The following is an 18,047-nucleotide window of genomic DNA, read 5'->3' on the forward strand; positions in this document are numbered from 1 at the left end:
ACGGAATGAATCGTTACTGTTCTGCTCATGAGTATGGCCACGACCGATACGCCCAAACCCGAGACGAAGTTCGATGCGGAAGCCTTCGCGATGAATGTCGCGCGGGCGATGGAAAGCGGCGGCAAGGCGCTCGCGGCGTACCTGAAGCCGCGGGAGAGCGGCGAGGTGCAGGATCGTCCTCCCGCGGAGCTTGCCGAAGTCGTCAAGACCTTCACCGCCGTCGCCGAATACTGGCTGTCGGATTCGTCGCGGTCCTCCGCACTCCAGACCAAGCTCGCCAAGGACTATCTCGATCTCTGGGGCTCGGCAGCGCGCCGCATGGCCGGTCAGGACGCCCCGCCCGCGATCGCGCCCTCGCCGCGCGACAAGCGCTTTGCCGATCCGGAATGGAGGTCGAACCAGTTCTTCGATTTCCTGATGCAGCTCTATCTGCTCACGACCAAATTTGCGCAGGAGCTTGTGCGCGACGCCGAGGGGCTCGATCCGCTGACCCGCCGCAAGGCCGAGTTCTACGTCCAGCAGGTCACCAACGCGATGTCGCCCTCGAACTTCGTGCTAACCAACCCGGAAGTGCTGCGCGCGACGGTGGCCAGCAGCGGCGAAAATCTCGCGCGCGGGCTGAAGATGCTGGCCGAGGACATCGCCGCCGGCAAGGGCACGCTGAAGATCCGTCAGTCCGATCCGGATAATCTCGTCGTCGGCGTGAACATGGCGACGACGCCGGGCAAGGTGATCTACCAGAACGAGATGATGCAGCTGATCCAGTATGCGCCGACGACGGAGAACGTGCTGCGCACGCCGCTCCTGATCATCCCGCCCTGGATCAACAAATTCTACATCCTCGATCTCAAGCCGGAGAAATCCTACATCAAGTGGTGCGTCGATCAGGGCATCACCGTGTTCGTGATCTCATGGGTCAATCCCGACAAACGGCTCGGTGCCAAGAGCTGGGAAGACTACATGAAGGAAGGCCCGCTCACAGCCATGGACGTGATCGAGAAGGTCACCGGCGAGATGAAGGTGCACACCGCCGGCTATTGCGTCGGCGGCACCATGCTCGCGACCACGCTGGCCTGGCTCGCCGAGAAGCGCCGACAGCGCGTGGCGTCCGCGACGTTCTTCGCGGCACAGGTCGACTTCACCCATGCTGGTGATCTGCTCGTTTTCGTCGACGAGGAGCAGATCGCATCCCTCGAGCAGGACATGAAGGCGGCGGGCGTGCTCGAAGGCTCCAAGATGGCGATGGCCTTCAACATGCTGCGCTCCAACGATTTGATCTGGTCCTATGTCGTCAGCAATTACCTCAAGGGCCAGCAGCCGAGCGCGTTCGACCTGCTGCACTGGAATTCGGACGCGACGCGCATGACGGCGTCGAACCATTCGTACTATCTGCGCAATTGCTATCTGGAGAACCGGCTCTCGACCGGCACGTTGGTGCTGGACAACACCTTGCTCGATCTCTCCAAGGTCATGGTGCCGATCTACAATCTCGCAACCCGCGAGGACCATATCGCGCCGGCGGAATCGGTCCTGTACGGCTCTCAGTTCTTCGGCGGTCCGGTGAAATACGTGCTGTCCGGCTCGGGCCACATCGCCGGCGTGGTCAATCCGCCCGCCTCGAACAAATACCAGTACTGGACCAACGACAACGTGAAGTCCGGCAACGTCACCGAGTGGATGAAGGGCGCGGTCGAGCACAAGGGCTCGTGGTGGCCGGACTGGCGGCAATGGCTGGGCGCACTCGATCCCGAGGAAGTCCCGGCCCGCGCGGTCGGCAGCGAGGCGTTTCCCGCAATCGAGGACGCCCCCGGCAGCTATGTCAGGGTTCGCGCATAGCAGAATATTCCGCGCTTTCGTATAAGCTCCACGCCTGCGGCAGAAATTGATGAGGGGACCGGGTTATGACGCGTGAATTGTTCTGGCTGACACTGACGGTGGTCCTGACCGGAATCCTCTGGATTCCCTACACCATCAACCGCTGCCAGATTCGCGGTCTCGGTGGCGCGATGGCCAATCCCTCGCGCGCCGACAAGCCGCAGTCGGAATGGGCGAACCGCCTGATGTTCGCGCATGACAACGCCGTCGAGAACCTGGTGCTGTTCGCGCCGCTGGTGCTGATCCTGAACGCGATCGACTATTCCTCGAAATGGACGGTGCTTGCCTGCGCCGTCTATTTCTGGTCGCGCGTCGCGCATCTGATCGTCTATGCGCTCGGGATCCCCGTATTCCGCACGCTGGCCTTCACCGTCGGCTTCATCGCGCAGGCCGTGCTGGCCGTCGCGATCTTCAAGGTGGTTTGATCGCGTCTCCGATGGCTTAGCGCCTGCAACAAAGGGGTGAAATCCTCGAAACCTGCCCGGCTGCTGGTGTTGCCAAAGGATGACAGTGCGACAAAAACAGGGATGACATCCGTGGACGACACGAAGGATCGCCAATCCACAGGTATATTTGGTCATCTCATTGATGATTCGGGGCAGATATGAATTGGAAGATTGCATCCGCGCTCGCCGGACTCTCGCTCGCAGCCGTCACCACCCAGGCCAGTGCCGCCGATCTCGCGGCCCGTCCCTACACCAAGGCGCCGCCGATGATCGCGGCGATCTATGATTGGAGCGGCTTCTACATTGGCGCCAACGGCGGCTATGGCTCGTCACGCAATTGCTGGGACCAAACTGTTGGTTTCGCGGCCGGCGTTGCGGAAGGCTGCCATGACGCGACGGGCGCCGTCGCCGGCGGCCAGATCGGTTATCGCTGGCAGAGCAGCGCCTTCGTGTTCGGCCTGGAAGCGCAGGGCGATTGGGCGGATCTCTCCGGCCGGAACACCAGCGCCGTGGCCGGCGTCGCGAACCGCACCCGTGTCGATGCTTTCGGCCTGTTCACCGGCCAGGTCGGCTACGCCTGGAATAACGCACTGCTTTATGTGAAGGGCGGCGCCGCCGTCACCCGCAATCGCTACCGCGGCATCGGAACGGGCGGTCTGGCCGGAGCCGAGTTCGACGGTGCCGACGACACCCGCTGGGGCGGCACGGTCGGCGTCGGCATCGAATACGGCTTCGCCCCGAACTGGTCGGTCGGCCTCGAATACGACCATCTGTTCATGGGCCGCCACGACGTCACGCTCACCTCCAACGGCGCGCTGGCGCCGGTCGGCACGTTCTCACGCACCGACCGCATCGGCCAGGACGTCGATTTGATCACCGCGCGCATCAACTACAAATTCGGCGGCCCGATCATCGCGAAGTACTGAGAAAGCCCTCGCAGCCGTCATGCCCGGGCTGGTCCCGCCTGTGCGGCTGAAGTCGCTTCGGCCAGGCGAAGGCTCGGGCATCCACAGTCTTCCTAGACTGCGGCGACGTGGATGGCCGGGACAGCCCGGCCATGACGAGCAGCGAATGTGCTCCTACGCCTTCACCGTCGGCTTCATCGCGAAGGCCGTGCTGGCCGCCGCGAGCTTGAAGGTGGCTTGAGATCAGGCCTTGTAGCCCGAAATCAGGCCTTGCGAACGACGAGATGCAGCATGTTCGCCGGCGTCTCGTCAAAGCTCTGGATCACGTTCCTGTCCGAGGACAGCGTGATCCATGGACCTGCGCTGGCGTAGGTCGCCTCGAGCCATTCTGGCGACGCATAATTGTAATAGCGCCCGAGACTGTCCCGCCCGTCGCCCTCGCCCATCTTGTAGCTGGCGTAGAACACGCCTGACGGCCTGAGTGCGCGATGAATCCGCGCCAGGATGCCGGCGAGTTCGTCGCGCGGCACGTGCAGGAGACAGGCACTGGCCCAGAGACCGTCATAGGCCTCGTGCGCGTCGAGCTGGTCGAACCGCATCGCCTCCACGGCATGACCGAGCCGCTGCGACGCGATCTCGGCCATTTCAGGCGAGCCGTCGGTGGCCCGCACCGAAAAACCTTCGGCCAGCATCACTGCCGAATGATTGCCGGCACCACAGCCGAGCTCGAGGATCGAGCCGCCGGACGGCAGCAGGGCGAGAAAGCCTCGCAGCCGCGTCGAGGGCGCCTTTGCCCAGTCCGCATAGGACCGGGCGTTGCTCCGATAGAATTGCAGAGTCGCTTCGTCCACGGCGACCACTCCGATCAGGGAAACAGCGCGATCTGCTCCAGTCCAGCGATCTCGGGGAATCCGAACATCAGGTTCATGTTCTGGACCGCCTGACCGGCCGAGCCCTTGACCAGATTATCGAGCACCGAAATCACGATGGCGCGGTTCTTGATCCGGTCGGCGATGACGCCGATCTGAACATAGTTCGAGCCGCGTACGTTCTGGGTCTGCGGCAGCACGCCTTTCTTGACGACATGCACGAAGGGCTCGTTCGCGTAGGCTTCCTCGAGGGCGGCCCGCAAATCGTCCGGCGTCCCGCCATTAAGCTTGACGTAGGACGTGCAGAGTTCGCCCCGCGACATCGGTATGAGATGCGGCGTGAAATTGATCGTCACCGCGGAACCGGCGGCGACGCCGATCTCCTGTTCGATCTCCGGCGCATGCCGGTGCGTGCCGACCGAATACGGCGAAATCCCCTCGCCCGCCTCGCTGAACAGCGTGTTTTGCTTCAGGCCGCGTCCGGCGCCGGTGACGCCTGACTTGGCGTCGATCACGATGTCATCGACGTCGATCAGTTTTGCTTTCGCCAGCGGCACCAGCGCCAACAGCGCTGCCGTCGGATAACAGCCGGGACAGGCGACCAGCCGCGCCGCGGTAATCTTCTCCCGATAGAATTCGGTCAGGCCGTAGACTGCTTCGCCCTGCAGCTCGAGCGCCTGATGTTCGTGGCCGTACCACTGCGCGTAGGTTTCCTTGTCGCGTAGCCGGAAATCGGCGGACATGTCGAGGACCTTGATCTTCGGGTTGGCCTTCAGCACGGCCGCGATGATCTGCTGCGTGGTGCCGTGCGGCAGCCCGCAGAACACAGCATCGAGTTTGGTCCAGTCGACCTTTTCCCATTCCACAAGTTTGGGCAAATCCAGCATGAAGAAATGCGGAAATACCTCGCTCATGGCCTTGCCGGCATGGGTGTTGGCGGTGAGTGCCGTGATTTCCGCATTCGGATGCCGCGCCAGCAGGCGCACCGCATCAGCGCCGGTGTAGCCGGAGGCGCCGAGAATGCCGATCTTCTTCGAACTCATCACGCGTTCCTTTCAGGCGTCGCTGGATCGTCTTGGCGGGGTAGAAGGTTGCCGGGTCGCTTCGTCCACCGGACTGGTTTCGCGGCAACGCTCGATCGGCTACTCGTCGGCAAGACCCAGCATCAGCCGCATGTTCTGCACGGCCGCGCCGGACGCGCCCTTGCCGAGATTGTCGAGCCGCGCGACCAGCACCGCCTGGCGGTATTTGTCACTGGCGAAGACGTAGAGCTCGAGCGTGTTGGTCTCGTTGAGCGCTTCCGGCTCGAGCTTGCCGCCCTTGGTCGCCTCGTTCTGCAGCGGCATCGCCGAGACGTATTTCGAGCCGGCGTAACGCTTTGCCAGTGAGGCATGGAGATCGGCGCCGCTGGGCTTGCCGGGCAGCGTGTCGAGCTGGAGCGGCACGGACACCAGCATGCCCTGCCGGTAGTTGCCGACCGACGGGATGAAGATCGGCCGCCGCGTCAAGTTCGAATAGAGCTGCATCTCGGGCAGATGCTTGTGCTCGAATCCGAGGCCGTAGAGCTCGAAGGACGGCGCACTGCCGTCCTCGAAGCTCGCGATCATCGACTTGCCGCCGCCGGAGTAGCCGCTCACCGCATTGACGGTGACGGGATAGTCAGCAGGCAGCAGGCCCGCATCGACGATCGGTCGCAGCAGCGCGATCGCGCCGGTCGGATAGCAGCCGGGATTGGAGACCTTCTTCGCAGCCCTGATCTTGCCAGCCTGATCCGGCGTCAGTTCCGGAAAGCCATAGGCCCAGTCGGGCGCGACACGGTACGCGGTCGAGGCATCCAGCACCTTCGGGCCCGACGGCCCCATGCTGTCGATGAGCGCAACCGTTTCCTTCGCAGCATCGTCCGGCAGACAGAGGATGACGAGGTCGACCTCCTCCATCAGCGCCTTCTTGGCCGCGGGATCCTTGCGCTTGTCGTCGGCAATCGTCTTCACGACAACGTCGCTCTGCAGCTTCAGCCGCTCGTTGATGCCGAGGCCGGTGGTGCCGGAGCCGCCGTCGACGAAGACGGTCGCGGGCTTTGTCGCAGCGCCGGTCTTGGGGGCATTTTTGGTGTCAACGAGACTCATGGCGCGCTCCTTTCGAGCATGTTGGTTTCGGATGCGAAGGCCTCCGGCCTCACGTCCTGCATCAGTTGCGCGATCTCCCTGGCGTCGGCGTGGGCTTGCGCGCCAAGCGCGTTGGCGATCGCCGTATAGTCGGCGTCGGACTTGTGCTGGTTGAGCTTGAAGCTGCCTTCGATCTCCTCAACCGTCATGACCAGACCGACGATCCCCTTCTTCATCGCCTCGAGCCGCCCCGCCGTCATTTTGCCCGAGGTCCACGGCTTCTTCGGCAACAGCCAGTTCTCGAACTTGTCGCTGAGCGTGTCGATCTGCACCGCCAGCTCGTCATCCGACAGGAGCCTCACCGGCCCGCTCAGATGCACCGACTGGTAAAGCCAGGTCGGCACCTGATCCGGCGAGACGTACCAGTCCGGCGACACGTATGCATCGGGGCCGTTGACCGCGAGCAGCCAGGACGCCGCGCCGCCCGCCAGCTTTAACAGCGGATTGTGACGGGCGACATGAAAGGCGGCCTGCGGCGTGCCATCGGCGGCATAGGTCAAATAGAACGGCAGCGGCGAGGCGACCGGTTTGTGGCCGTCGAAGGCGCAGATGGTGCCGAAGCCGCGCGTGTCGGCGAATTTCAGGCTCGCGGTGCGGTCCTGCTTGAAAAAGGGTGGCGTGTACATCCTGGTCTCCTGCTGGCCTCTTTCGGGAGGCCGCCGGATCAGATCGCGCTGACAGGAGAGAGAATGCCGCGGATCGGATCCAGCGGCAAAGACGATGATCTCAAACGCGATCGACCGCCCAAACCGCTAAAGAGCGGCGGCGGCGACGGGCGAACAAAATGGTCGCGGCGTTGATCATGGCGCGGGGCTATAGGGCCAGTTGCGGTTGGGGTCAAGGTTCGCACGTCACACCACGCGCCAGATCCATTCCATGATCTTCGCGATCACGTCGCCGAACAGCAGGAGCGCCGCCGACCAGATCAGCGCCGAGACGAAATTGGCGGCCTGGAAGCTCCAATAGGGCATCTCGAAAATGCCGGCTGCAAGCGGCACAGAGGCACGTAAGGGGCCGAAGAAACGGCCGATGAAGATGCTCGGCACGCCCCAGCTGCGCACGAAGGCCTCGCCCCTGGGCAGGAGTTCCGGATAGCGCGAGAGCGGCCACATCTGCGCGACCTTCTCCTTGTAGCGATAGCCGAACCAGTAGGAGACCCAGTCGCCCAGCGCCGCGCCGATGCCGCCGGCGATCCAGACAGGATAGAAGCTGATGCCACTCGCGCCGATCAGCGCGCCGATAGCGACCAACGCGCCCCAGGCCGGGATCAGCAGCGAGATGAAGGCGAGCGACTCCCCGAAGGCGAGCACGAACACGATGGGAGCTGCCCACGTCTGATGCGCGCGCACGAAATCGGCAAGCGCGTGCGCAAACTGCTCCATTCAAAATTGCCTTTCCGCCTGCCCGAAGGTGCTGCTCGATGAAAAGGACTGGTAAGCCAAGGACTTGTGTGACATCAAGTCACAAAGTCCGGTCCAGACCGGACCGGAACGTCAAATTGCCGGGAATTGATGGGGCTGCGGCGTAAAATCGCCGAGATTGGCTCCCAACCACACCGCCCGGCCCGCCCCGCGATAACCTTTCCAGGTCAGAAGTGGCATAGTCGGCCCAACCGATTCGCCGCTCATGCGGCCCTCAAAACGCATAAAGATATATGTCCAAGCAGTTGAAACCAAAAGCAAAAGACGATTTTTTCGGTGGCGATGAGCCGAAGCCTCGTCCCGCCAAGGCGGCTCCGCGCGCGAGCGGCGCCGAGGCCGACTACACCGCGGCCGACATCGAGGTGCTCGAAGGTCTCGAACCGGTGCGCCGCCGGCCCGGCATGTATATCGGAGGTACCGACGAGAAGGCGCTGCATCACCTCTTCGCCGAAGTCATCGACAACTCCATGGACGAGGCGCTGGCGGGGCATGCGACCTTCATCGGAGTCGAGTTGAGCGCGGACGGCTTCTTGACCGTCACGGACAACGGCCGCGGCATCCCGATCGATCCGCATCCAAAATTCCCGAAGAAGTCGGCGCTCGAAGTCATCATGTGCACGCTGCACTCGGGCGGCAAGTTCGACTCCAAGGTCTACGAGACCTCGGGCGGCCTGCACGGCGTCGGCATTTCCGTGGTGAACGCCCTCTCCTCGCTGCTCGAGGTCGAGGTCGCGCGCAGCCAGAAACTCTATCGCATGACGTTCGAGCGCGGGCACCCGAAGGGGAAGCTCGAGGATCTCGGCAAGATCAACAACCGCCGCGGAACCCGCGTGCGCTTCAAGCCGGACACCGACATCTTCGGTGCGAAGGCCGCGTTCAAGCCGCAGCGCCTGTTCAAGATGACGCGTTCGAAGGCGTATCTGTTCGGCGGTGTCGAGATCCGCTGGAATTGCGCGCCCGAACTGCTCAAGGGCGTCGACGACGTGCCGGCGGAAGCGACGTTCCACTTTCCCGGTGGCCTCAAGGATTATCTGGCGGCCGCGATCCATGCCGACACGCTGGTGCATCCCGACATCTTCTCCGGCAAATCGGGCCGCAACGGCGCCCATGGCGCCTGCGAATGGGCCGTCGCCTGGACCGCGGATGCCGACGGTTTTCTGTCTTCCTACACCAACACCGTGCCGACGCCCGACGGCGGCACGCACGAATCCGGTCTGCGCAGCGCGCTGCTGCGCGGCCTCAAGGACCACGCCGAACGCGTCGGCCAGGGCAAGCGCGCGTCGTCCATTACGTCTGAAGACGTGATGGTGGGTGCAGCCGTGATGCTCTCGGTGTTCGTGCGCGAGCCCGAATTCCAGGGCCAGACCAAGGACCGCCTCGCCACCGCCGAAGCGCAGCGCATCGTCGAACAGGCGATGAAGGATCCGTTCGACCATTGGCTGTCGGGCAATCCGAACCAGGCCAACAGGCTGCTCGACTTCGTGGTCGACCGCGCCGAGGAGCGGCTGCGCCGCCGGCAAGAGAAGGAGACCGCGCGCAAGACCGCCGGCAAGAAGCTGCGCCTGCCAGGCAAGCTCGCCGATTGCAGCGATGCCGGTCTGGACGGCTCGGAACTCTTCATCGTCGAGGGAGACTCGGCCGGCGGCAGCGCCAAGCAGGCGCGCGACCGCAAGACCCAGGCCGTACTCCCGCTGCGCGGCAAGATCCTCAACGTCGCGTCCGCCGGCAAGGACAAGCTGACGGCGAACACGCAGCTCGCCGACCTCGTGCAGGCGATCGGCTGCGGGATGCTCGCGCAGTATCGCGAAGAGGATCTGCGCTATCAGCGCATCATCATCATGACCGACGCCGATGTCGACGGTGCCCACATCGCTTCGCTGCTGATCACCTTCTTCTACCGGCAGATGCCGCGGCTGATCGATGAAGGCCACCTCTTCCTCGCCGTGCCGCCGCTCTACAAGCTGACCAACGGCACGAAGTCGGTCTACGCCCGCGATGACGCGCACAAGGCAGCACTGATCAAGAGCGAGTTCAACGCCAACGCCAAGGTCGAGGTCAATCGCTTCAAAGGCCTCGGCGAAATGATGCCGGCGCAGCTCAAGGAAACCACCATGGATCCGGCCAAGCGGACCATGCTGAAAGTGGTTCTGCTCGCCGACGACCGCGACACCACGGCGGATTCGGTTGAGCGCCTGATGGGCACCAAGGCCGAAGCGCGCTTCGCGTTCATCTCGGACAAGGCCGAATTCGCCAATGACGACCTGCTGGACGTCTGATCCGCAGGCGCTGCCCGGTCGTATCCCATCCAGAGCCCCGGCATGAAGCCCGGGGCTCTTTTGTTTTTGGGGCCGACAATCGTCCTACCCACCTCGACTCGCTGATTCCCGGCCTCGTCGCATCGCGACTCGGCCAACGACTCACCCAGCCGGGCTGATGCAGGATTGCCTCCATTTCGGTCAAAGCCGGATTTGCTAACGAGAAGTTACCAAAACACAGATCGCGAAATTCTGAACAACGCATTGATAATGCAGCTCTTATTGTATATTTCGGCAATGGCACTCAGAATCCCTGCGGTGCGGCGTTTCCCGGCGACTGTGCCTGCTCTGCAACAGCATTTCGGAGAGAAGCAGGTATAGTCCGGGACATCAGATCACACGGACTTCAGTGCGCTCGCGCCTGCCAGACAGACCAAAGCTTGGGGATTTTAAGATGAAGAAGATTTTGCTCGCACTGACCGCGGTTGCCGCGATGACCGGTTCGGCCTCGGCCGCTGACCTTGGCGCCCGTCCGTACGTGAAGGCCCCGATGGCGGCTCCCGTCGCCAACTGGACCGGTTTCTACATCTTCGGCGGCGCCGGCGGCGGCCTCTCGGCCTCTGACCAGCGCGTGCAGACCACGGTCGGCGCAGTTCCCCTGACGATCGATCAGCGCCAGGGTGGCTCGGGCTGGTTCGGCACCGTCGGCCTCGGCTACGACTGGCAGTTCAGCGGCACCTGGGTCGCCGGCGTGTTCGCTGACGGTCAGTTCGGCAGCATCCGTGCTACCATTCAAGATCCCCTGCTCTTCGGCGGCATCACCGGCAACCAGAAGCTGGAAGACTCCTGGGCTGCGGGCGTGCGCCTTGGCTGGCTGGTCGCTCCGAACGTTCTGTCCTACGTCAACGGCGGTTACTCCGGCGCCCACTTCGGCAGCACGAACTTCATGACCTTGGCTGGCGTTCCCGCCGGTGTGCATCTCAACGGTTACAACCGCAACGGCTGGTTCGTCGGCGGCGGCGTCGAGAACAACCTGAACATCTTCGGCATCCAGTCGCCCGGCTGGTTCATGAAGACCGAATATCGTTCGTCCTTCTACAACGCCAAGACCCAGGACATCCTGACCGATGTCGGCAACGTCGCGGTCGGTCAGAGCATCCGCGCCAACACCTGGAACCAGACGATCTCGACCTCGCTGGTCTACCGCTTCAACTGGACCGGTCCGGTCGTCGCGAAGTACTGATCCGAACGCAAGTTCAGACGTCAAAGCCCCGGCATCGTCCGGGGCTTTTTCGTTGTGCGGTGCTTCAGCGGCTGATGCCCGCTTTCAGCTTTGGGTAGGCGTCTCCAAAGCTGGCTTTCCGGCGATCTTGCGTATGGACATGCATCCGCCCTGCGGCCTGCATCAGCAGCCATTGTATCCCAACCACGGCTACGGCTAGTCTCCCGCCAAGTTTTCGGGCCGCGGCAATCGGCTTGTCGCGTCCCGACAGAAGCGGACCAATGGGGAGGAATGCATGCGCAGATTTCTGCTTGTAGCAGGCCTGTTTGCCCTCGCCGTCGGGCTGCTCTGGATCGGACAGGGCACGGGCACCGTCGCATGGCCGCGATCGAGCTTCATGGTCAACCAGTTGCAATGGGCCGGCTATGGCGCAGCAATGGCCGGCTTCGGGCTGGTGCTGATCTGGCAGAGCAACCAATAGAAGAAACCAGGGAATAGCAGCATGACAACCAGTCGGTTCGATCTCCGCGGCAAGGTCGCGATCGTCACGGGAGGCAATGGCGGCATCGGGCTCGGCATGGCCCGTGGTCTCGCCGATGCCGGCGCCAACATCGCCGTGGTCGGACGCAACGAAACCAAATCCGCCGCCGCCGTCGCCGATCTCAGTCAACGCGGCGTGAAGGCGATCAGTGTTGCCACCGACGTCACGGACAAGGCGGCCATCGCCGCGATGGTCGAACGTGTCGTCGGAGATCTCGGCCGCATCGACATCCTCATCAACAATGCCGGCATGAGCATCCGCAAGCCGCCGCACGAGCTCGAGCTCGACGAGTGGAATACGGTGATCAACACCAACCTCACCAGCGCCTTCCTGTGCTCGAAGCTGGCCTACCCGGCGCTGAAGGCGTCCGGCAACGGCAAGGTGATCAACATCGGCTCGATGATGTCGATCTTCGGCGCGAGCTTCGCAACGGCCTATGCGGCGAGCAAGGGCGGCATCGTTCAGTACACGCGCGCCTGCGCCAATGCATGGGCGCCCGACAACATCCAGGTCAATGCCATCCTGCCGGGCTGGATCGACACCGACCTGACCCGTGGAGCGCGGCAGCAGGTATCAGGATTGCACGAGCGGGTGCTGGCACGCACGCCTGCGGGGCGGTGGGGCGACATCGACGACTTCGCCGGCATCACCGTGTTCCTTGCCTCGTCCGCCTCCAACTTCGTCACCGGCACCGCGATCCCCGTCGATGGCGGGTTCTCGGTGATGGCGTAGGCCGTACGCGAAAGCCCTGCACACAAAAAAGAAGCCCCGGATAATGCCGGGGCTTTTAAATTTGAGCAGTGATCGTCTTTTATGGCTGCTTGGTCGTTCGTTGACGCACTCAGTAGCGGGCGATGACCGGCGCGTCGAACTTGTAGCTGGCGCGCACGACGGCCCACTGGATGTCGCGCGGCTTGGCATCGAAGCTGTAATTGCCCGAGGTGCCGCCAAGTTGATAGGTCTGGCTGGCGAAGGCTGCGTAGTTGTACTCGAGGCCGACGATCCAGTTGCGGGTGACGCCGTATTCCCAGCCGGCGCCGACGGTCCAACCGTTGGCCCAATGGGTCTGACCGCCAGAGCCGATGGACGGGTTCGGAACGGTGTCGCTCACCGAGAGACGGTTGTTCACGCCGGCATAGCCGCCCTTGATGTAGAACAGATTGTTCTGCACGGCGAAGCCCGCACGACCGACGACGGTCGCGAGCACGTTGGCGCGCCAGGAGAACACATCGTCGAGGCCGACGCCGAACGTGTTGTTCCTGCCCGAGCCGTGGTTGTCGAGGCCGGAGATCGTACCTTCCATGCCGAACACGTAGTTGTTGGCCTGCCAGTTGTAGCCAATCTGGGCGCCGCCCATGATGCCGGCGCCGCGCTGACGAAAGCCCTCGCCCGGAGCGAGGTCACCAAAGGGCGTTGTGTTCGCGGTGTTGTTCCAGCGCTCGTTGGTCCATGCGCCACCGATGTGACCGCCGACATAGAAGCCGGTCCAGTTGAACATCGACTCCATATAGGCCGGCGCCTTTGTGTAGGGCCGTGCACCGAGATCGGCGGCGGAAGCGGCGCCGGTCGAAACCAGAGCGGTCGTGCAGGCGAAGGCGGCAATCAACTTGTTACGCATGGTACACCCCGTGTCCTTTGATGGGTGCACGCTCACATGCAGTTCTTACTCAAATTTGAATCAAGACAGTTAAGACGTCGGATTGGCAAACAGCGCGCCTTCAATCCGTTCGCGCTGTTGCACGCAGGCAACGCGCCGAGCGCGATTTAACGCAGCGTTATCCCTACCGCGTCCTTGCGCTACCGTGCCGGCGCAGCCTTCGACTGCACGTGCTCGGGCCGGACGCCAAGCGCGAGCAGGCGCGCCGGAATGCCCTGGAGCCACGGCAGCGCGGTGATGAGGCGCACGACCAGCGGCACCTTCAGCGGCCTGTCGCCGCCCTGCAAGGCGCCGCTGATGATGTTGTTCTGCACGATCATCTGCATTCGCTGCGTCATTTTCACCGGGAATTCGCGGCGACGGCGCACGGCATCGAGTTCGTCCTCCGACGGACAGCTGTTTTGCAGCTTGTCCGCCAGCAGATTTGCGGTCGCGACCGCATCCTGCACGGCGAGATTGACGCCGACGCCGCCGACCGGCGACATCGCATGCGCGGCATCGCCGATGAGAAGCAGCCCCGGCCGTGTCCAGCGCGGCAGGCGGTTGATCGCGACGGTGAGCAGCTTGAAATCGTCGAAGCTCTTCACATCGGCAATGCCGCTCTTCAGGATCGGCGCCATGCGAACGACGTCGTCGAGCAGCGCCTGCAATCCCCTCGCCTTCACCGCGTCGTATTGTCCCTTGGCGATGACATAGGCGCATTGCCAATAGTCGCCGCGGTCGAAGGTAATCATCATCTTGCCGGGCTCGACGCGAGCGAACACGTCCTCGGTCTCGTTCGCATTGCGGCCGACGCGGAACCACAGCACGTCCATTGGCGCGCCGATCTCCTCGAGCTCGAGGCCGGAACGCTGACGCACTGTCGAATGCCGGCCGTCACAGGCGATGGTGAGATCGGCTTCGATGTCCACGATGCCGTCCGGCGTCTTTGCCCGCACGCCGGCGATGGTCTCGCCGCGGCGGATCAGATCGACGGCCTCCGTGTTCATCATCACCTTCAGCGAGGCGAAGCGCTGGCCGGCCTCGCGCAGGAAATTCAGGAAATCCCATTGCGGCATGAAGGCGATGAAGGGGTACTTGGTGCGGAGGCGGCTGAGATCGGCGATGCGAACGGGGGTACCGCCGAACAGGCCGTCCATCTTCTGCAAGCGCTGATGCGGCAACTTCAGGAATCCGTCGATCAGGCCGAGCTCGTCCATCACCTGAAGCGTCGAGGGATGCACGGTGTCGCCGCGGAAGTCGCGGAAGAAATCCGCATGCTTCTCCAGCACCACGACATCGATCCCGGCGCGCCCCAGGAGATAGCCGAGCATCATGCCCGCCGGTCCGCCGCCGACGATGCAACACCGCACTTTTACCGCGGAGCCCTGGGGATGCTGCGAGGTATCGGGTTTCACGGCCGGGTCCTCATCCACCAGTTGAGCTTTCTGTGCAGTGCAGCAAGCAAGATTCATTTGCCGCAGTTGTGAATGGCCGTTAGCCTTGCTGCCAATTCCGACTCATTCAGGAAATTGCAGTGCAGACAATCCTCATACTGCTCGGCGTCTGGATCCTGATCAACGTGCTTTTCGTCGTGATCATGATCACGCCGCGGAGGCCCGGGCTGGCGCCGGTGCGCATCGAACAGAACGGCTATACGTACGAGGAGTAGGAGAGCTCCTGCTGCGCCGCGCTCGATCGCGATGGGCGTGTTCTTCTCGCTGACTGCGCCCTTGATTGAGGCCGTCAAGCGATTCATCAGGATGCGCCGCGAATAGTTGCGGCGGACGCGGCCTGCTCGACACCTCAGTTGTTGCTGCGGTTCGCGCTGCGGAAGCTCTTGATCTCCGACACGCTGCCGTCGCGATAGGTCAGCTCCACCGAGATGAACTGCGTTGCCGGCGCGAGCTTCATGTAGAGCGGCATGCCAGCGCTGATCGCGCTGGGATCGCGCATGTCGCAGCCCGGCATCTTCAACACCTGGTTCGGAACGGCGGTGTCGATGCCGATGCGCACCTCGCGGATTGCGCAGCGGTAGGACACGAGGTGCGTGTAGTAGACCAGCAGCCCGTTGAACTCGCGGAATGACAGCCAGCTCGTCGCGGTCATGTCGAGAATCTTGCGCTGGTCGCGAATGAGCGCGGCTTCGGGATCGAACCTGATCGGGAACGGCCCCTGCATGTCACCGGACTGGTCGACGTAGCGGACCTCGATGGTGCCGGCCTGCGCGTCCGGCGGCAATTCAATCGATGGGTTCGGCATTCTCTTGCGCGTGCGCGGGTCGAGCGTATCGATGAAGCCGGTTTCACGGAAGTCGCCATTGCCGGCCATGCGCCAGGAAATGCCGAGGGTCGGATCGGCAAAAGAGAACACCACGCTCCAACCGCCATTGTGACGCGAGAAGCTCGCGATCGGCGCATTGGTGGTCTCCTCCTTCTGCACGCGCGGCACCGACACCGGTGGCAGCGCCGCGAGCTTCTGCGCAGGGGGATCGGCCGGGCGCGCGGCGACGTCCTTGGCGATGCCGCTGAGGAAGACGTCGTCGACCATCTGATCGAAATAGACCGGCACCTGCCTGTGCTTGACGGTGTCGGCCATCTCGGCGACGAGACGGCGCGTACGCTGCGCCACCTGCACCAGGTTCTCGCCGGGCTGGAGCAGTTCCTTGGCGAAGGTGCGCGTGAACACCGAATTGGGATTGGCGTCGTCGTTGGAGAGGCGGTCGAGCGCGGTCTGGCGCGGGCCCGCGGAGAAGACCGAGAACACGCCTTCAGGCAGCTGCACCATCGGGGCAAGCCCGCCACCACCTGAGACGGCGCGGGTGCCCTTGCGCTCGAACGGGTTGTTGCGGCAGGCGTCGAACACCAGGATCGAGGTTCGCGCCTTCTTGTTCTGGAGACGCTCGACGATGCGATCGGCCAGGATGGAGGCGTCACGCACCAGCTCTTCCTGCCCTTCCGTCGCCGCCGGCACGTCGGTCGGCAGCAGATAGTTCTGGCCGGCGATCTCGAAGCCGTGGCCGGCATAGAAGAAGAACGCGGTGTCGCCGGGCTCGATCGTCCGATCGAACGCGAGCAGCGTTTCCGAAAATTGCTGCCGGCTCTGGTTTTCGGCGACCATCACCGAGAAGCCGAGCTGCTTCAGCGTATCGCCCATGGTGCGGGCGTCGTTGACCGCCTTGAGCAGCTTCGGAACGTTCCTGTAGTCGTTGTTGCCGACGACGAGCGCAACGCGCTTCTCGGCACAGGCGGGGAGCGCGAAACCGCTGAGGCCGACGGCGAGGCCAAGCGCCGCCAGAACTCTGAAAAGCCGACGCGTCATCGAAAATCCCTCACGAACGGCCCACGCCGGTTCCCTCGAACAGCGGTTCATGGGAACCGCGCCGTTGATGTGATAGTCGGCCCAGCCATAGCGCTGGTTCAACAGCCCCGAGGACTCAGGTTTTGTCGTCTAGCCTATGGCAGATCCCGCTGGAATCTGCTTTTTCTCAGTCAATTCTTGTGGGCAATTCCGCTGGAAGCGAGGGGGCTGCCGTGTATCGCTGGTGCACCGACGAGGTCGAGCCGCACGACCGCTTCGACTTTTGGCGCGAGGTGCGCTCCAAGGGCCTGTTCGGCGTCACCGCCGAACTCGAGCGAGAACGCCGCGCGGACTTCTTCGGCGAATTCTCGCTGCGCCAGCATGGCGGCGCCGGCCTCGTCGAACTGAAGGCCTCGCACTACAGTGTCGAGCGCAGCATGACCGACATCGCTGACGCGCCGAGCGACAGCATCTGCGTCTATCAGCAGTTCGGCAGCGGCGGCTGGTTCGGCGGCATGCGCAGCAGCGACTTCACGATCGCCAATGGCAGCTTCGCCACCAGCCATACCGACTTGCCCTATCGCACGACGCCGCTGGGTGCAGGAGGCTTCCACCTGCGGATCCTGAAGGTCCCCCTGAGCGGCCTCTCCACGCAAGACAAGCGCATGCGCGAGCTTGCGCCCCGGACGTTCGACGATTCCACCCTGGCGCCTCTGCTCGGCGCCTGCTTCGCCGATCTCGGTGAAGTTGCCGCGGGTGATGACGGCGCCGCCGATGCCGCTTCCCTCGTCCAGGCTTTAGCCCATCTGGCGCTGATCGAGCGCGGCATCCTGCGGCCCGGCGGCCGCCTCGGGCAGTCCGCGCTGCGGACCGCCCGGCTCTCGCAGGCACGGCGCCTGATCGCGCGTCACCTGCAAGACCCGAATCTGGCGCCGACCATGGTGGCCGATCTGCTCGGCATCTCCGTGCGTCACCTGCATATTCTGTTCGAAAGCACGGCCAAGAGCTTCTCGCAAACCGTGACGGAGGAACGCCTGAACCAGAGCCGCCGGCTGATGCGCGAAGCCCCGGACCGGCTGATCGCCGACATCGCGACCTCCTGTGGCTTCGATAGTCTCGCGACCTATTATCGGGCCTTCAACGCCGCCTACGGGATGGCCCCCGGCGACTTCCGCGCGCAGGGGCCGCAGGGGCGTTAGCCGACGTTTGGGCAGCTCCGGCCGATCGCCGGATTGGGCGGAAAACCGCAGCCGCGCCCGCTATTTGGGCGAAAACCTCAGGTTTTTTAGGGCCTTCCCGCGCCTGCTCCATTGACTTTGGCCGATTCCCGCCTATGTTCCGTGGCGACGCGGCTCAGATCGAAGAGCGATTCCTGAGCCTGGCGCTTTGTTCGCGTGAGTCAGCACCCCCAG

General features: G+C 63.5%; 18 protein-coding genes. 10 read left to right on the top strand and 8 right to left on the bottom strand.

From position 1 onward, the window contains the following. The first annotated feature begins 27 nt into the window (after positions 1 to 27). From ABIC03_RS00960 to ABIC03_RS00975, 4 genes are all read left to right on the top strand, one after another. Positions 28 to 1,836, top strand: coding sequence for a PHA/PHB synthase family protein (locus ABIC03_RS00960; protein ID WP_354054767.1), 1,809 nt, complete (start codon positions 28 to 30; stop codon positions 1,834 to 1,836). Positions 1,837 to 1,901: 65 nt separating this feature from the next. After that, the gene (locus ABIC03_RS00965) at positions 1,902 to 2,300 is read left to right on the top strand and encodes an MAPEG family protein (protein WP_354054769.1); all 399 of its coding nucleotides are present in this window, start codon (positions 1,902 to 1,904) and stop codon (positions 2,298 to 2,300) included. Between the two features lie 179 nt (positions 2,301 to 2,479). Continuing rightward, positions 2,480 to 3,247, top strand: a complete 768-nt coding sequence (locus ABIC03_RS00970; RefSeq protein WP_354054771.1) for an outer membrane protein — start codon at positions 2,480 to 2,482, stop codon at positions 3,245 to 3,247. A gap of 19 nt (positions 3,248 to 3,266) precedes the next feature. Next, positions 3,267 to 3,467, top strand: a complete 201-nt coding sequence (locus ABIC03_RS00975; protein WP_354054773.1) for a hypothetical protein — start codon at positions 3,267 to 3,269, stop codon at positions 3,465 to 3,467. Positions 3,468 to 3,489: 22 nt separating this feature from the next. Here ABIC03_RS00975 and ABIC03_RS00980 read toward each other — a convergent pair whose 3' ends face one another. The 5 genes from ABIC03_RS00980 to ABIC03_RS01000 all read right to left on the bottom strand — a co-directional run bounded on the left by ABIC03_RS00980 (position 3,490) and on the right by ABIC03_RS01000 (position 7,642). Then, positions 3,490 to 4,077 carry a class I SAM-dependent methyltransferase gene (locus tag ABIC03_RS00980; RefSeq protein ID WP_354054775.1) on the bottom strand — a complete coding sequence of 196 codons (588 nt, stop codon included), beginning with the start codon at positions 4,075 to 4,077 and terminating at the stop codon, positions 3,490 to 3,492. A gap of 14 nt (positions 4,078 to 4,091) precedes the next feature. Beyond that, complete coding sequence (gene argC / locus ABIC03_RS00985) at positions 4,092 to 5,138, bottom strand: N-acetyl-gamma-glutamyl-phosphate reductase (RefSeq protein WP_354054777.1); 1,047 nt, start codon at positions 5,136 to 5,138, stop codon at positions 4,092 to 4,094. Between the two features lie 99 nt (positions 5,139 to 5,237). Beyond that, positions 5,238 to 6,221 carry an N-acetyl-gamma-glutamyl-phosphate reductase gene (gene argC / locus ABIC03_RS00990; RefSeq protein ID WP_354054779.1) on the bottom strand — a complete coding sequence of 328 codons (984 nt, stop codon included), beginning with the start codon at positions 6,219 to 6,221 and terminating at the stop codon, positions 5,238 to 5,240. Continuing rightward, positions 6,218 to 6,886, bottom strand: coding sequence for an FMN-binding negative transcriptional regulator (locus ABIC03_RS00995; protein WP_354054781.1), 669 nt, complete (start codon positions 6,884 to 6,886; stop codon positions 6,218 to 6,220). The genes argC (ABIC03_RS00990) and ABIC03_RS00995 overlap by 4 nt, the downstream gene beginning before the upstream one ends. 225 nt (positions 6,887 to 7,111) lie before the next feature. Continuing rightward, positions 7,112 to 7,642 (bottom strand): DedA family protein, encoded by a 531-nt coding sequence (locus ABIC03_RS01000; protein ID WP_027569874.1) that lies wholly within the window; start codon positions 7,640 to 7,642, stop codon positions 7,112 to 7,114. A 272-nt stretch (positions 7,643 to 7,914) separates the two neighbouring features. Here ABIC03_RS01000 and parE point away from each other — a divergent pair, with 272 nt between their 5' ends. From parE to ABIC03_RS01020, 4 genes are all read left to right on the top strand, one after another. Then, positions 7,915 to 9,957: a DNA topoisomerase IV subunit B gene (gene parE / locus ABIC03_RS01005; RefSeq protein ID WP_275171943.1), complete on the top strand. Its 2,043-nt coding sequence runs from the start codon at positions 7,915 to 7,917 to the stop codon at positions 9,955 to 9,957. 433 nt (positions 9,958 to 10,390) lie between these two features. Next, on the top strand, positions 10,391 to 11,179 hold the full coding sequence (locus ABIC03_RS01010; protein ID WP_354054784.1) for an outer membrane protein: 789 nt from the start codon (positions 10,391 to 10,393) through the stop codon (positions 11,177 to 11,179). Between the two features lie 274 nt (positions 11,180 to 11,453). Continuing rightward, on the top strand, positions 11,454 to 11,639 hold the full coding sequence (locus ABIC03_RS01015; protein ID WP_007591540.1) for a hypothetical protein: 186 nt from the start codon (positions 11,454 to 11,456) through the stop codon (positions 11,637 to 11,639). A 21-nt stretch (positions 11,640 to 11,660) separates the two neighbouring features. Continuing rightward, complete coding sequence (locus ABIC03_RS01020) at positions 11,661 to 12,431, top strand: SDR family NAD(P)-dependent oxidoreductase (RefSeq protein WP_354054786.1); 771 nt, start codon at positions 11,661 to 11,663, stop codon at positions 12,429 to 12,431. A gap of 109 nt (positions 12,432 to 12,540) precedes the next feature. Here ABIC03_RS01020 and ABIC03_RS01025 read toward each other — a convergent pair whose 3' ends face one another. Both ABIC03_RS01025 and ABIC03_RS01030 read right to left on the bottom strand, forming a co-directional pair. Beyond that, positions 12,541 to 13,317, bottom strand: a complete 777-nt coding sequence (locus ABIC03_RS01025) for an outer membrane protein (protein WP_354054788.1) — start codon at positions 13,315 to 13,317, stop codon at positions 12,541 to 12,543. Between the two features lie 179 nt (positions 13,318 to 13,496). After that, positions 13,497 to 14,753, bottom strand: coding sequence for an FAD-dependent oxidoreductase (locus ABIC03_RS01030; RefSeq protein WP_354054790.1), 1,257 nt, complete (start codon positions 14,751 to 14,753; stop codon positions 13,497 to 13,499). 119 nt (positions 14,754 to 14,872) lie between these two features. Here ABIC03_RS01030 and ABIC03_RS01035 point away from each other — a divergent pair, with 119 nt between their 5' ends. Continuing rightward, entirely contained in the window at positions 14,873 to 15,007 is a 135-nt protein-coding gene (locus ABIC03_RS01035; RefSeq protein WP_275171937.1) for a hypothetical protein, read from the top strand. A 134-nt stretch (positions 15,008 to 15,141) separates the two neighbouring features. On the opposite strand, the gene ABIC03_RS01040 is transcribed toward ABIC03_RS01035, so the two are convergent. Beyond that, on the bottom strand, positions 15,142 to 16,656 hold the full coding sequence (locus tag ABIC03_RS01040; protein ID WP_354054793.1) for a caspase family protein: 1,515 nt from the start codon (positions 16,654 to 16,656) through the stop codon (positions 15,142 to 15,144). 212 nt (positions 16,657 to 16,868) lie between these two features. On the opposite strand from ABIC03_RS01040, the gene ABIC03_RS01045 reads away from it, so the two are divergent. Continuing rightward, complete coding sequence (locus ABIC03_RS01045; protein ID WP_354054795.1) at positions 16,869 to 17,834, top strand: helix-turn-helix transcriptional regulator; 966 nt, start codon at positions 16,869 to 16,871, stop codon at positions 17,832 to 17,834. Positions 17,835 to 18,047: the final 213 nt, after the last annotated feature.

Origin of the sequence: Bradyrhizobium sp. RT6a (genome assembly GCF_040547675.1) — a bacterium.
Lineage (GTDB): Bacteria > Pseudomonadota > Alphaproteobacteria > Rhizobiales > Xanthobacteraceae > Bradyrhizobium.